We start from the raw sequence: 13,623 nt of genomic DNA on the forward strand, positions 1-13,623 counted from the left end.
CTACCAGGGGAGGCGCGTGCCGTCGTATGCCAGGAATGTGCCGCTGTCAGACGGTCTCAGGGTGTTTAGCACGGTGAGCATGTCGCTGGCGGCGTCATGTGCCGGACGTCCGATAAGCTCACCGCGAAATGGCCGCGACAACCGGGAGTTGACGGTGCCCGGATGCAGCGCGACCAGCACGCTGTGCTTCTGGTTGCGCGCCAATTCAATGGCTGCCGTCTTGACCAGCATGTTGAGTGCGGCCTTCGAAGCGCGGTAGCTGTACCAGCCGCCTAGCTGATTGTCACCTATGCTGCCCACTTTCGCCGATAACATGGCCATGATGGCGCATTCACCATCGAGCAGGGGCAAGAAATGGCGCATGACTAGTGCCGGCCCCATGGTGTTGGTCTGGAAAATTGCCTGCATCTGCTGATAATTCAGGTCGGCCAGGCGTTTCTCCGGCATGAGATTGCCGTCGTGCAGCATGCCTGCGGCGTTGATGATCAGGTGATAGCGGGGCTTGGTGGCAAGTTCCCTTGCGGCCTCGGCAATGCTGTTTTCGTCGGTAAAGTCGAGTCGTGGTGTCGAGTGGCGATGCAGGCCGCACACAGATGCGCAGCGTGGCATGGCGCTCAACAGGTCGACGAATGCGGCGCCGATCGCGCCCGACGCTCCAAGCACTAGCGCGTTAAACTGATCAGGAAGGCTGGACATCATGGCATGCTGCTCCATTCAAAGGTGGGGGTGTAGCTATCTGTTTCCTCAAGTGCCTGTGAGCGTTGCCTGACTTCGCTATGCCGACTCCGCTGCCTGTACTGGCCCTGCACAAACTGTGCGCCGGAGCCTGTGGACAGGATAATTTTCTCATCCTCAGTTTCCTTGTTGTTGCTGCCGTTGCAAGGCACGCTGGCGCTCATACCGACTTGGCCATGGCAACTGGATCTGGTCGGACGAACCTGCAATTCGCGATTCCCAGCTTGACCTTATCGGCCGGCGTTGTGCGTGTCCAGCGTGTTTTGCTGTTTCTTGTGTCAAAGGCGGTTCATATTCGGTTCATTGTATCGGCAGTTGTTGAAGCTACGCCGTGCCCGACAATACTTGCACTACTACCGTTTGGCAGTGGCGAATTGTCTGGCCAGCCACTGGATGCCGGGGCGCAGGCGCAAGAAGCCACGATAAAGCAACTCCAGCAGCGCTTGCATGCCGGGTAAGGAACCCAATTTTCCTAACCAGCGCCACGACGGGTATAGCAGCCAGAGGGCAACGAACGCCGCCGCGCCGCTCAGCATGGCGCCTTCCTTCGTTTGCACATGAAATCGCGCCATCAACTCCCTGCAACTGCAACCCTCGATTGCCGTTTGCTTGGTATCGCTGACATCGATCCATTGGATGGGACTCGTCGGCACAGCACCTTGATAGAGGCTGATTTCCCATCGGCATAAAGGGCAGGAGCCATCAAAAAAAACGGTTGTCGTGACACTGTTTTCGTCAGGATTGGGCATGATATGGCCTCTTCAAATTGTTATGACTTGTTGCGATGAACCTACATTGAACCAGTTTATATTGGATTATGCGGTTCATTATAGCTACAATCTCGCCATACTTGCTAGTGCAGCGATAAACGCCGCATGACATTGATAAACAAAGAGGGTTGCATGAACAAGCTAGCATTGAATGCGGCGGTGGCCGGCGAGCTGGAGGGGGCCGCCCCGCCCGATGCCGTTACCAGTCTGGCGCAGGAAAAGAGACGCTGTGTTGCCTGTCAGTTGTGCGCCAGCGGTGGCGCCACAAGCTGCATGGGGTGGTTCAAATGAGCCGGGGCAGCACGCCGCGCATCGTTGCCGGCCTCGCTTACGCTGGCCTGATACCGTTCCTTGCCTTATTGGCGGCGAGCTGGCTCGATGCGCAGCGTAGCAGTGTCTGGCAGCAATTATCACTTCAATACGGCGCTGTGATCCTCAGTTTTGTAGGCGCGCTGCATTGGGGTTTTGCCATGAGCGTGCCATTCGTCAGTGATCGTAAGCGCAACGTCTGCTTTGCCTGGAGTGTGATTCCCGCCTTGCTGGCCTGGTTGGCCTTGGCGCTTGACCCGCTTGCCGGCAGTGCCTTGCTGGCGACCGGCTTTGGCGTCCATTACTTGCAGGACTGGCGGCTATTCAGGCACGCCGGGCTGCCCGGGTGGTATTTACCGCTGAGGCTACAGTTGTCTGTCGTCGCTGCTGCAAGCCTGCTTGCCACCAGCTTCGCCAGCCATGCATGAGGCCAGGCGCGATGACCCATCAGACCGATGATGGCCCAACTTTCATCCTCGACAACAAGAAACGCTACACAAGCAACGGCTGGGAAACAGATGGGTAGTTTCCGTCCTGAATAAATTCACGCCTTTTAGAAAAATCCTGCCTTTCCGCGCTGCGTGCCCATTGCAAGAAATTAAAGATTGCTAATTTTAAATTTGCAACCGCTATCTGCTCGCCAAAGACGTTGCCGCAAAGAATCATCATTTATCGGACAATGGCTTCCTTATCGCTCTGTCCGGCAACCTACATAAAGACTTGTATGAACAGTTCCACTCAAACCGTTGGCACCCGTCTGGCTATAGGTTTCGGCATCACTTTCGCGCTGACAATCTTGCTCACCGGCCTAGCCATGAATCGAGTCGGCAGTATCGATCAGACGCTCAGCCGCGTCAACGATGTCAATAACGTCAAACAGCGCCACGCGATCAACTTCCGCGGCAGCGTCCATGACCGTGCGATTGCCGTGCGCGACGTGGTGTTGGCCACTGACGCCGCCGCCGTCCAGGCGCAGGTGAACAAAATCAAGGCGCTTGATGAAAAATACCAGCAATCGGCGGCCCCCCTCGATGCCTTATTTGCCGGTGCCGTGACTGCCGATGAAAAAGCAGCCTTGAGCAATATCAAGGACACCGAGCGCCGCGTGCAACCGTTGATCGCCAAGGTGATTGAGTTGCGGAGTGCCGAGCAAGTTGCGCAAGCTTCCAGCCTGCTGGCGCAACAGGTCGGCCCGGCCTTCGTGGACTGGTTGGCGTCGGTGAATAAACTGATCGACCTGGAGGAAAAGATGAGCCAGGACGCTACCGCCGGTGCCCGCGCGCTGAGCGGCAGCTTCTTCACCTGGATGCTAGTGCTGTGTTCTGTAGCCATTGCCGCCGGCGTAAGCAGTGCGTGGTATATCGGTCGCGGGTTGCTGAAGCAGCTCGGCGGGCAACCGGATTATGCTGTCAGTATCGTCACCCGCATCGCTGCTGGCGACCTGTCTGTCGCGATTCACACAGCGAAAGACGACCACAGTAGCCTGCTGTTCGCCATGAAAAAAATGCGCGACAACCTGGTCGATATCGTTGCGCAGGTGCGGACCGGCACCGAAACAATTTTCAACGCTTCGACCGAGATCGCAGCCGGAAACTTTGATCTCTCATCGCGCACCGAACGCCAGGCAGGAACGCTGGAAGAGACCGCATCGTCTCTGGAGGACTTAACTAGCACCGTGCGTCAGAATGCCGACAATGCGCGGCAGGCCAATGTACTGGCAGAGTCCGCATCCGAAGTTGCCGTACGTGGGGGTGCCGTGGTAGCGCAAGTGGTTGAGACTATGGCTGCAATCAACCAATCGTCAAAGAAAATTGTCGACATCATCGGCGTGATCGATTCGATTGCATTTCAGACCAATATCCTGGCGCTGAATGCCGCCGTGGAAGCGGCTCGCGCCGGCGAGCAGGGCCGCGGCTTTGCTGTCGTGGCAACCGAGGTGCGTAACCTGGCTCAGCGTTCGGCTTCGGCCGCCAGCGAAATCAAGGCCCTGATCGGCAGTTCCGTGCAGCGGGTTGATATCGGCGCGCGCCTGGTTGACGATGCCGGCACTACGATGGAAGAGATTGTGCGTAGCGTAAAACGCGTCACCGACATCATGGCAGAGATCAGCCTGGCCAGCCAGGAGCAAAGCACCGGCATCGAGTCGGTCAACCAAGCCGTAGGCGAGATGGACGAAGCGACCCAGCAGAACGCCGCCATGGTCGAACAAGCCAGCAGCGCAGCCGCATCGCTGCAGAAAGAAGCGCAGATGCTAGCCGAAGTGGTCGGCGTTTTCCAGCTCACCGCCGATCCCGAAGGTAGCCGCAATACCAGTCATGTCGCCATCAAGGCGCCTCTCTCGCGGGCCACCTTCAAGCCGGCAGTGAGCCGCTTGGCCGCTTGACCGCTCGCGGCGGGCGAAAAATAGGGATGCGACTTGACGTTCACGGCCAGGTTGATTGAAAACTTGCCGTAAATGCTGATGCACCCCTGTTGACGAACGGCTGGCCATGCGTAAACACGCCGCTGGATCAGGCGATCAGGTTGATCTTGGCTGCCCGTGGCAAGTCGATATTGCGCGGAAGTGAGGGGGAAGTGGCAGGCGCGCGCCAGGAAGCCGGCAAAAACGCCAATATTGTCTAATCTTTCACGCACGGGAGCCGCCATGCCCGATATCATCGAATTGCTGCAGTGGCCCGCCATGGCAGCCTCGCTGCTGGCGGCCTGGCTGGTGGGGTCGCGCGCGGCCGCGCGGCGCTTTGCGGGCTTCTGGGTATTCTTGTTCAGCAATGGTCTGTGGGTCTGCTGGGGCTGGCAAGACGGGGCCTGGGCGCTGATCATCCTGAATGCCTGCCTGGCGCTGACGAACGTGCGTGGCATCGTAAAGAACGAGCGCTCGTGACAGCGTTTAAGTGAATTTATTTTTAAAAAAATATTTGTTTCCTTTGTCTTATACATGGCTTGCCGGACCGAATGCACCTATTTCACTGCGGAAAACCGTCAACTGCACCTGTCTACCGGGCATATTTGCTGTCTTATATAAGATTCCTCGGCATCTGATACACAAACAGCGGCAGGACAGTCTAAAATACGTGGTGGGCAAGCACGGCGTCACCGCCGGCACACTAGCCGTCCAAAGCAAGGCTAACCGTCCTGTGTTTGGAATGAAGAAAGTTAACCACCAGGCCTCACCGCATACAAGGGAATGAACATGGCAACACAAAAATCCAAAATCATCTACACGCTGACTGACGAGGCGCCGCTGCTCGCGACGTATTCCCTGCTGCCAATTATCAAAAAATTCACCGCGCCGGCTGGCGTGGACGTGGTCGCCACAGATATTTCGGTGGCCTCGCGTGTACTGGCCGAATTTCCCGAATTCCTGACGGACGCGCAAAAAGTCCCGAATACACTGGCCGAACTGGGCAAATTGACCCAGAATCCGGACACCAACATCATCAAACTGCCGAACATCAGTGCCTCGCAAGGTCAATTGATCGCTTGCGTGCGCGAATTGCAAGGCCGTGGCTACAAGCTGCCGGACTATCCGGAAGACGCGAAGACGGAAGAAGAAAAAGCCTTGAAGGCCCGTTACGGCAAGTGCATCGGCAGCTCGGTCAACCCGGTCTTGCGTGAAGGCAATTCCGACCGCCGCGCGCCGAAGGCTGTCAAAGAGTATGCACGCAAGCACCCGCATTCGATGGGCGAGTGGAGCCAGGCGTCGCAAACCCACGTCTCGCACATGCATCATGGTGATTTCTACCATGGTGAAAAATCGCTGACCCTGGAAAAGGCACGCGATGTCAAGATGGAACTGGTCACCGCCTCTGGCAAGACCATCGTGCTGAAACCGAAGGTTTCCCTGCAAGCGGGCGAAATCATCGACAGCATGTTCATGAGCAAGAAAGCGCTGCTGGAATTCTACGAGAAGGAAATCGACGACGCCTTCAAGACGGGCGTGATGTTCTCGCTGCACGTCAAGGCTACCATGATGAAGGTCTCGCACCCGATCGTCTTCGGCCACTGCGTACGTATTTTCTACAAGGATGCGTTCGCCAAGCACGCTGAACTGTTCGACAAGCTGGGCGTGAATGTCAACAATGGCATGAGCAACCTGTACGACAAGATCGAAACCCTGCCAGCGTCGCAAAAAGATGAAGTGTTGAAAGATTTGCACGCCTGCCATGCGAATCGTCCGGAACTGGCCATGGTCGATTCGGCCAAGGGCATCACCAACTTCCATTCGCCGAACGACATCATTGTCGACGCGTCCATGCCTGCCATGATCCGTATCGGCGGCAAGATGTGGGGTGCCGATGGCCGTCCGAAAGACGTCAAGGCAGTCATGCCGGAATCGACTTTCGCGCGTATCTACCAAGAAATGATTGGTTTCTGCAAATGGCACGGCAACTTCGATCCGAAGACCATGGGCACCGTGCCGAACGTGGGCCTGATGGCGCAGCAAGCGGAAGAATACGGTTCGCACGACAAGACCTTTGAAGTGCCTGAAGGCGGTACTGCCAACATCACCGACCTGGAAACGGGCGAAGTGCTGCTGACGCAAACGGTGGAAGAGGGCGATATCTGGCGCATGTGCCAGGTCAAGGATGCGCCGATCCGCGACTGGGTCAAGCTGGCCGTCACCCGTGCGCGCAACTCGGGCATGCCTGCCGTGTTCTGGCTCGATTCCTACCGTCCGCACGAGAATGAAGTCATCAAGAAGGTACAGGTTTACCTGAAGGAACACGACACCAAGGGCCTGGACATCCAGATCATGTCGCAGACGCGCGCCATGCGCTACACCCTGGAACGCGCATTCCGCGGCCTGGACACTATCTCGGTGACCGGCAACATCCTGCGCGACTACCTGACCGACCTGTTCCCGATCTTGGAACTGGGCACGTCCGCCAAGATGCTGTCGATCGTGCCGTTGATGGCCGGTGGCGGCATGTACGAAACGGGTGCGGGCGGTTCCGCCCCCAAACACGTCAAGCAACTGGTGGAAGAAAACCATTTGCGCTGGGATTCGCTGGGTGAATTCCTGGCCCTGGCCGTGTCGCTGGAAGACATGGGCATCAAGACGGGCAATGCGAAGGCCAAAATCCTCGCCAAAACCCTGGATGAAGCCACCGGCAAGCTGCTGGACAACAGCAAGTCGCCGTCGCCACGTACCGGCGAGCTCGACAACCGCGGCAGCCATTTCTACCTGGCCATGTACTGGGCGCAAGCGCTGGTAGCGCAGAAGGACGACGCGGAACTGGCAGCGCATTTCGCGCCACTGGCGAAAGCCCTGGCCGAGAATGAAGAGAAGATCGTCGCCGAGCTGAAAGCAGTACAAGGCAAGGAAACGGATATCGGCGGTTACTACCTGCCGGATCCGGCGAAGACGGAAGCGGTCATGCGTCCAAGCGCCAGCCTGAATGCCGCGCTCGACAGCATCTGATACGGTCCTGACAGGCAGTAAGTTGTTTACTGCTGCAAGATAAAAAACGCCGCCGGGAGTAATCCCGGCGGCGTTTTTCATTGTCCCGCAGTCTTACCGGTAGTGCTTGTAGACCTTGGTGCTGCCATCGTTTTTGACCAGCAAGACGTCATACGCATCCTTGCGCGGCCCTTCCATGCCTGGCGAGCCCACGGGCATTGCCGGTACGGCCAGGCCCCTGGCCTTGGGTTTGTCACGCAGCAACTGCTTGATCTCGCTGGCCGGTACATGGCCTTCGATGGCGTAGCCGTTGACGAGGCCCGTATGGCAGGAACCGAACTGGTCGGGAATGCCGGCCAGCTTGCGGTATTGCGCCGGTATCTCGACATTCTTGGCGCGCACGGTAAAGCCGTTCGTTTCCAGGTGCTTGATCCATTCGGAACAGCAGCCGCAGGAAGCGCTCTTGTAGACTTCAATGACGGGCAGGGCTGCCATGGCGAAGGTGGGCAGGCCCAGCAGGGCGGCGAAGGCGCCGCGCAATAGGAAAAGTTGGATCATGTGTTGCTTTCAGACGGAGAGGGTCTATCGTGGCCACACGGGTGGCCTGCTTGGTAGTTAAGCAGAAAGCGGCCGCGGGGGCCGGCGCGGGCCGTCGGGAATGAATCCCGTCAGCAAGGTGGCCGTTGCGATGGCGACTTGTTGCGCGCCGGTGCAGGCCGCGGCAGGAAGGGCGAGGCAGGGCGGCATCAGTGCGCCCAGGCAAAAGCTCGAACAGGCGCCGCACGCGGGGTGCTTGGCAGGGCTTGTACTTTCTTCTGGCGTGCCAGCGCCGTCCGGGACGGCGTATGGCTGGGCATGATGCTGCTGGCAATCCGCTGCCATCATGGCGGCAGGCAGGGCAGCGAGCGGCGCGCACGTCCGCGTGGCGGCCGCAGCGGCCGCTTGCAGCGGCACCGCCGTGATCAACAGCAGGATCAGCCATGTTTTGAAGAGTCTTAGCATTGCCGAAAAGTATAGCATAGGGGCACTGCCGCCAAGAGCAGGCGACCGCTAGCGCGAGGCGGCGGTGAGTACCTTCGAGGCGTACATGGCCCGGTCCGCATGGCGCAGCAGCAGCTGCATGGTATCGCCATCTTCCGGATAGTGGGCCACGCCGATGCTGACGGCGATCCGCAATTGCTGTCCGTTGCCCAGGAGCAGCGGCGTGGCCAGGGCCGCGTGGATTTTCTGCTCGATCAGGCCGACGTCCACCGGCGTGGCATTGCTTTCCAGAAGCACGACGAATTCATCGCCACCCATCCTGGCCAGGGTGTCGGTTTCGCGCATGCAATCGCGCAGGCGGCTCGCCACCGTCTGCAGCAGCAGGTCGCCACAAGCATGGCCGTGCTCGTCGTTGACCCGCTTGAAGTGGTCGAGGTCCAGGAACAGCAGCGACAGCCGGCCTTCCTGCCGGTGCGCGCGCGCGAACGCCGTGTGCAGGCGGTCGAGAAACAGGCGGCGGTTCGGCAGGCGGGTCAGCTCATCGTGCATGGCCATGAACTGCATTTGCGTCTGCAACTGCCGGCGCTCGATGGCGGTGGCAAGTTGCTTGGCGACAAATTGCAGCAAATCCTGGTCCTGTTCCGTGCCGATGACGGCGTCCTGGCATCCTTGCAAGGCCAGGGCGCCGATGCTGCCCATGGAGGAATACAGCGGCACGGCTAGCCAGCAAGAGGACAGGGAGCAGGCCGCCGTTTGCAGCGCTGCCGGCAGACCGGCCAGTTGTCCCGCCTGCAGCAGCAGGGGGCGGCCGCTACGCAGGACTTCGTCGCACAGCAGGCTGGCCAGGGACGACGTTGGCTGGGGCGCGCTGTCGTCGGCATGGCAGCTTATGGGAGGCTGTGCGCCGTGTTCGTCATGCAGCAGCAAGGTCAGGCTGCGCGTCGGCAAGTGTTCGCCGATGATGTGCTGGATGCGGTGCAGCAAGGCGGGCAAGTCCTGTGTCGCCTGCATGGCTTCGGAAATGGCGTACAGCGCGGCCTGCTTTGCCTGTGCCTGTTTCAGCAAGGTGATGTCGCGCGCCACCGCCACGCGCAGCTGGTCGGCGACGGACCAGCGGGCAGTCCACATGATGTGCGCCAGGCTGCCATCTTTGCGCAGGTAGCGGTTTTCAAAGTGCGTCTGCGCATGGCCATCCATGATGGCTTGCGCGGCGGCCAGGGTGCGCGCACGGTCGGCGGGAGCGACCAGGTCGAGCATGAGCTTGCCGATCATTTCCTGCTGCGTGTAACCGAAGATGCGTTCGCAGGCGGCGCTGACGAAGACAAAGCGCCCGTTCGCATCGACCATGCACACGGCGTCGAGCAGTAAATCGGTGAAACTGGCGACCGGCGCGCTAATCATGTGTTTCATATGTTCACTATTCTAGTGGACATTGCCGATCGATATTGAAATTGTTGTTTTTAGAAAACAAAGGGCATTGATTACGGCTTGCCGGCCCGGCAGCGGCGGCGTACCGATGCTTGTTGCGGCGGGGGAGGTATCCGGTCAAAAAGTCGCATTCAGACGCAGGAGCGCAGCCTGGGGCAGGCGATGGCCAGGCTTTTAATCGCTGACGACAAACGCGCCCGGGTCGAGGTGATCCAGCGTCACGATGCTGCTACTGCCCGGTACGTCGCTGGCCTGGCTGAGCCGTGCATGCAGCTGGGCCAGATAGTCGGCGCGGTAGCGGCGCAGCACGTAATCGCGGAAGTTATCCTGTTCCAGGTCGCGCCAGGCGCGTTCGCGTCCTTGCGCCGAGTGCATGCCGGCCATTTCGATGCGCGCGGGCGTGATGCTGGCGTCGCCCCGGCTCAGGCGTGTGTAGCCGTAGCGGTCCATGTACGGGCCGGTGAGCGTTTCGATGAGGTTGATGTCATCGTCCGACAGTTGCTGCCTGAATTTGTCGATGTTGGCCGCGATCGGCGCATAGCAATTGGCCGACCACAGCGACGACAACTGCGCGATGTGCCGCGCTTCCGCCGACGCGGCCACGTCCAGCATCTGCGGCAGGAAGGCGATGCCGAGAAAGTCACATACCGCTTCCAGCGTCTCTTGTTGCCGCGACAGGAAATCTTCATAGCGTATCGTCAGCACGCGCTGCCGATGGCGTTGCAGGACCTGGTCGGCGGCCGTGTGGGCGGCCAGCCAGGTCCTAGCATTGAGCAGCGTGTCGAAGTCGTGGATGATGGCGCGGTTCATCGACGCCACTTGCGCGCGCGGATCGCGCACCACGTTCAGGAACAGCATGTCCGGATAGAGCCGCACGATGTCGTCGGCGTAGTGCACGCTGTCGAGCGACTTGTCCATCACCACCTGTGCCTGGCGGCGTTCGCCCGCGCGCAGCAGCAGCTCCCATGCCACGCGGTGGATGCTGCGCGGCTGGCCGCGCAATGTCTCGAACACTTCCACCGGATCGAAGACGCCACCCGGCCACTTGACCATGCTGACTGCCGCCAGGCCCACCACATCGACGACCAGGCGAAAGTAGGCGCGGTCGTCGCGCAAGTCGCCGTACAGGGGCAGCAGCGGCATCATATCGACCAGGTGCAGCGGATACGGTGAATAAAACTGGGGCGACAGGTTCAGGCGCAGGCGCAGCGCATGGCTGCCGCAGCGGCGCAGGGGGATCATCATGACAGGGCGCGGGCGCGCGCCGTGGCCGGGAGGGGGGCTGCTGCTCATCTCATCATTCCTCGAAAACATGGGCGCGCGGCATCAGATGAAGCGCGGGCACAGCTGCTGGAACAGCCGTTCGCACGCCTGTTCCAGAGACAGCGTGCCGGTATCGAGCGTCAGCGCCGGTGCCTGCGGTGCTTCGTAGGGCGCCGACACGCCCGTAAATGCCGGGATCAGTCCGGCGCGCGCTTTTCGATACAGTCCCTTGGGATCGCGTTCCTCGCACAGCGCGCATGGCGTGCTGATGTAGGCTTCGATAAAATCGTCGCTGCCGATGATCTGGCGCGCCATCTCGCGGTCGCTGAGCAGCGGCGAGATGAAGGCGCAGATGACCATCATGCCGGCATCGTTCATCAGCCTGGCCACAACGGCGCTGCGGCGGATATTTTCCCGGCGGTCGCAGGGAGAAAAGCCCAGGTCGCCATTCAGGTGGTGCCGCATATTGTCGCCGTCGAGCACGCAGCTCAGGCGGCCCTCCGCCAGCAGTCGCCTTTCCAGCGCGTACGCCAGCGTCGACTTGCCTGCGCCGCTCAGGCCGGTAAGCCACAGCGTCGCGGCCCGCTGGCCGGCCAGCAGACCCCGCTGCTCCTTGCCGATATGGCCCGTATGCGGGAATATGTGTTGCGCCCCGCCGCCCGCAGCGGCGATCTGTTCTCGTTTACCCACGTGCGCCACTCCTCCGTTGCCGGCTCAAAACTGCTCCCATTCGATTTCGCTGGGCTTGGCGGCGACTGGCCGGGCCGGCTTCGTCGTGGCGGGCAGGCGTCGCGCCGCCAGCGGCGGTGGCGGACGGCTGAGCACGCGTGGTGGCGCTTCGCGGCCGCCGGCGATGTTGCCTAAACGGAAGACGCTGACCACCTCGTTCAGGCTGTTGACCTGTTCCTGCATCGCTTGTGCGGCGGCGGCGGCTTCCTCGACCAGCGCCGCATTTTGCTGTGTCACATTGTCCATTTGCGTCACGGCCATATTGATTTGCTCGATGCCGGCCGATTGTTCCTGGCTGGCGGACATCATTTCAGACATGATGCCGGTGACGCGCCTGACGCTGGCGACCACCTCGTGCATGGTCGATCCTGCCTGTTCCACCAGGCGGTTGCCGGCCTGGACCTTGTCGACCGAGTCGCCGATCAAATCCTTGATTTCCTTGGCTGCGGCGGCCGAGCGCTGCGCCAGGTTGCGTACTTCGGTGGCGACCACAGCAAAGCCGCGCCCCTGTTCGCCGGCGCGTGCCGCCTCGACCGCCGCGTTCAGTGCCAGGATGTTGGTCTGGAAGGCGATGCCGTCGATGACGGCGATGATGTCGACGATCTTGCGCGCCGAGACATCGATGGCCGCCATGGTGTCGACCACCTGCGCCACCACGGCGCCGCCCTTGGTGGCGACATCGGAGGCCGATTCGGCCAGCCCGTTGGCCTGGCGCGCATGGTCGGTGTTAATGCGCACAGTGCTGGTCAGTTCTTCCATGGACGATGCGGTTTGCTCCAGCGTGCTGGCCTGCTGTTCCGTGCGCGAAGACAAGTCCAGGTTGCCCATGGCGATTTGTCCCGCTGCCGTGGCGATGGTTTCGGTGCTGGCGTGAACTTGCTGGACGATTTGCGCCAGGCTGTCGCGCATCGATTGCATGGCGTACAGCAGGCTGTGCGTGTCGCCGGCGCGGGTATGAATGGGGACGGCCAGGTTGCCGCTGGCGATCTGACCGGCAATCGCCGCCGCTTCATCGGGTTCGCAACCGAGTTGGCGCGTCACGCCGCGCGTGATCAGCACAGCGGCCAGCAGGCTGGTGACGAGGGCCAGCGAGCCGATGCTCAGCATCACCAGGCGTGCCTGGCTGTAGGCAGCCTCGGCATTGATTGACGCTTCGTTATTCTGCTTTTCCTCGACGGCGATCAAGGTGCGCAGCAATTCCCACCAGCGCTTTTGCACGGGGCGGAATTCATAACGCAGCAGTTTGTAGGCATCGTCCTGCTTCTGGTGCAGCGCCAGCGCGGCGGCCCGTTGTATGAAGGGGGCCGCCAGCTCGCTTTGTGTGCGGATCTGTTCGAGCAGGCTCTTTTCTTCGCTCGACGTTCCCCGCAGCCTGGCAAACATCGCCCCCAGCTTTTGCTGGGCGATGGCGTACTTCTTTTCCTGCTCCTCGATGCGCGCGACCTCGATCTGGATTTCCTTGTCCTCTTTCAACAAAATCAGATTGCGCAGCGCCAGCGCCCGCTCGGTCACAGTCAAGTCCATCGTCTGGGCCAGCCTGGTTTCGACGTCGTTGACCTTGGTCGCTTCATCCATGCGGTCCTGGATTTGCCGCATGCTGGTCAGCCCCAGCGCGATGACCAGCAACAGGAACAGGGCGACCAGGCCAAAGCCCAGGCCGAGCCGCTTGGCGATGGTCAAGTTCAGAGATCTCATGCTGCCTCCTTAAGGCCGTGCTTGCTGTTTCGCATAAGCTAATGCGGATTTATTGCAAAGCACTCAGCGATCATAGTGATTGCGGGCTGGTGGAATGTCACACATAGTCACTTTCAGCATTTGAGCAACAGTAGAAATATACCTGCGACGACAGTGAAGAATGAGTTAGATGGCGAACAGATGCGAACGCTGGCCTGGCAGCGGAACGTGATTTGTATCAAGAATGAAAAATTTTCATGCCACATTGCGCTCATGATTTCACCTTTCACGTCGTTATAGCTGTGTCAGCCTGGCACCTGAAGCGGCGTGTAT

At 60.1% G+C, this 13,623-nt stretch carries 13 protein-coding genes; 4 read left to right on the top strand and 9 right to left on the bottom strand.

The window, feature by feature from the left end:
* Together C8C89_RS16055 and C8C89_RS16060 are read right to left on the bottom strand one after the other, a co-directional pair.
* Nucleotides 1-696, bottom strand: a complete 696-nt coding sequence (locus tag C8C89_RS16055) for an SDR family NAD(P)-dependent oxidoreductase (protein ID WP_208327782.1) — start codon at nt 694-696, stop codon at nt 1-3.
* Nucleotides 697-1,088: 392 nt separating this feature from the next.
* The gene (locus tag C8C89_RS16060; protein ID WP_133990983.1) at nt 1,089-1,484 is read right to left on the bottom strand and encodes a DUF393 domain-containing protein; all 396 of its coding nucleotides are present in this window, start codon (nt 1,482-1,484) and stop codon (nt 1,089-1,091) included.
* Nucleotides 1,485-1,792: 308 nt separating this feature from the next.
* Between C8C89_RS16060 and C8C89_RS16065 the strand changes: the two genes are divergently transcribed.
* Together C8C89_RS16065 and C8C89_RS16070 are read left to right on the top strand one after the other, a co-directional pair.
* On the top strand, nt 1,793-2,242 hold the full coding sequence (locus C8C89_RS16065; RefSeq protein ID WP_101484580.1) for a DUF3429 domain-containing protein: 450 nt from the start codon (nt 1,793-1,795) through the stop codon (nt 2,240-2,242).
* Between the two features lie 296 nt (nt 2,243-2,538).
* Nucleotides 2,539-4,197, top strand: coding sequence for a methyl-accepting chemotaxis protein (locus tag C8C89_RS16070; protein WP_243858037.1), 1,659 nt, complete (start codon nt 2,539-2,541; stop codon nt 4,195-4,197).
* Here the strand turns inward: C8C89_RS16070 and C8C89_RS16075 are convergent.
* On the bottom strand, nt 4,128-4,460 hold the full coding sequence (locus tag C8C89_RS16075) for a hypothetical protein (RefSeq protein WP_133990985.1): 333 nt from the start codon (nt 4,458-4,460) through the stop codon (nt 4,128-4,130). The genes C8C89_RS16070 and C8C89_RS16075 overlap by 70 nt on opposite strands.
* Here C8C89_RS16075 and C8C89_RS16080 point away from each other — a divergent pair.
* A complete protein-coding gene (locus tag C8C89_RS16080; protein WP_133990987.1) occupies nt 4,459-4,695 on the top strand; it encodes a hypothetical protein in 237 nt (78 codons plus the stop codon). The two genes, C8C89_RS16075 and C8C89_RS16080, sit on opposite strands and share 2 nt — an antisense overlap.
* Before the next feature lie 309 nt (nt 4,696-5,004).
* Nucleotides 5,005-7,236 (top strand): NADP-dependent isocitrate dehydrogenase, encoded by a 2,232-nt coding sequence (locus C8C89_RS16085; protein WP_133990989.1) that lies wholly within the window; start codon nt 5,005-5,007, stop codon nt 7,234-7,236.
* 93 nt (nt 7,237-7,329) lie between these two features.
* Here the strand turns inward: C8C89_RS16085 and C8C89_RS16090 are convergent, their stop codons facing one another.
* The 6 genes from C8C89_RS16090 to C8C89_RS16115 all read right to left on the bottom strand — a co-directional run bounded on the left by C8C89_RS16090 (nt 7,330) and on the right by C8C89_RS16115 (nt 13,311).
* Nucleotides 7,330-7,773, bottom strand: coding sequence for a DUF411 domain-containing protein (locus C8C89_RS16090; protein ID WP_133990991.1), 444 nt, complete (start codon nt 7,771-7,773; stop codon nt 7,330-7,332).
* Between the two features lie 57 nt (nt 7,774-7,830).
* Nucleotides 7,831-8,217 carry a hypothetical protein gene (locus C8C89_RS16095; protein WP_133990993.1) on the bottom strand — a complete coding sequence of 129 codons (387 nt, stop codon included), beginning with the start codon at nt 8,215-8,217 and terminating at the stop codon, nt 7,831-7,833.
* A gap of 48 nt (nt 8,218-8,265) precedes the next feature.
* Nucleotides 8,266-9,606 carry a diguanylate cyclase gene (locus tag C8C89_RS16100; RefSeq protein ID WP_133990995.1) on the bottom strand — a complete coding sequence of 447 codons (1,341 nt, stop codon included), beginning with the start codon at nt 9,604-9,606 and terminating at the stop codon, nt 8,266-8,268.
* Nucleotides 9,607-9,798: 192 nt separating this feature from the next.
* A complete protein-coding gene (locus tag C8C89_RS16105; protein ID WP_133990997.1) occupies nt 9,799-10,917 on the bottom strand; it encodes a sulfotransferase in 1,119 nt (372 codons plus the stop codon).
* 33 nt (nt 10,918-10,950) lie between these two features.
* A complete protein-coding gene (gene cysC / locus C8C89_RS16110; RefSeq protein ID WP_101484578.1) occupies nt 10,951-11,577 on the bottom strand; it encodes an adenylyl-sulfate kinase in 627 nt (208 codons plus the stop codon).
* Nucleotides 11,578-11,601: 24 nt separating this feature from the next.
* Complete coding sequence (locus tag C8C89_RS16115) at nt 11,602-13,311, bottom strand: methyl-accepting chemotaxis protein (protein ID WP_133990999.1); 1,710 nt, start codon at nt 13,309-13,311, stop codon at nt 11,602-11,604.
* Nucleotides 13,312-13,623 lie beyond the last annotated feature (312 nt).

The sequence above is a fragment of the Janthinobacterium sp. 75 genome (assembly GCF_004365495.1).
Taxonomy (GTDB): Bacteria; Pseudomonadota; Gammaproteobacteria; order Burkholderiales; family Burkholderiaceae_D; genus Janthinobacterium.

Excerpts from the sequence above, each read along its gene's own strand:
- C8C89_RS16055 (WP_208327782.1), bottom strand. The coding sequence starts at position 696 with ATGTCCAGCCTTCCTGATCAGTTTAACGCGCTAGTGCTTGGAGCGTCG.
- C8C89_RS16060 (WP_133990983.1), bottom strand. The coding sequence starts at position 1,484 with ATGCCCAATCCTGACGAAAACAGTGTCACGACAACCGTTTTTTTTGAT.
- C8C89_RS16065 (WP_101484580.1), top strand. The coding sequence starts at position 1,793 with ATGAGCCGGGGCAGCACGCCGCGCATCGTTGCCGGCCTCGCTTACGCT.
- C8C89_RS16070 (WP_243858037.1), top strand. The coding sequence starts at position 2,539 with ATGAACAGTTCCACTCAAACCGTTGGCACCCGTCTGGCTATAGGTTTC.
- C8C89_RS16080 (WP_133990987.1), top strand. The coding sequence starts at position 4,459 with ATGCCCGATATCATCGAATTGCTGCAGTGGCCCGCCATGGCAGCCTCG.
- C8C89_RS16075 (WP_133990985.1), bottom strand. The coding sequence starts at position 4,460 with ATGGCGGCTCCCGTGCGTGAAAGATTAGACAATATTGGCGTTTTTGCC.
- C8C89_RS16085 (WP_133990989.1), top strand. The coding sequence starts at position 5,005 with ATGGCAACACAAAAATCCAAAATCATCTACACGCTGACTGACGAGGCG.
- C8C89_RS16090 (WP_133990991.1), bottom strand. The coding sequence starts at position 7,773 with ATGATCCAACTTTTCCTATTGCGCGGCGCCTTCGCCGCCCTGCTGGGC.
- C8C89_RS16095 (WP_133990993.1), bottom strand. The coding sequence starts at position 8,217 with ATGCTAAGACTCTTCAAAACATGGCTGATCCTGCTGTTGATCACGGCG.
- C8C89_RS16100 (WP_133990995.1), bottom strand. The coding sequence starts at position 9,606 with ATGAAACACATGATTAGCGCGCCGGTCGCCAGTTTCACCGATTTACTG.
- C8C89_RS16105 (WP_133990997.1), bottom strand. The coding sequence starts at position 10,917 with ATGAGCAGCAGCCCCCCTCCCGGCCACGGCGCGCGCCCGCGCCCTGTC.
- C8C89_RS16115 (WP_133990999.1), bottom strand. The coding sequence starts at position 13,311 with ATGAGATCTCTGAACTTGACCATCGCCAAGCGGCTCGGCCTGGGCTTT.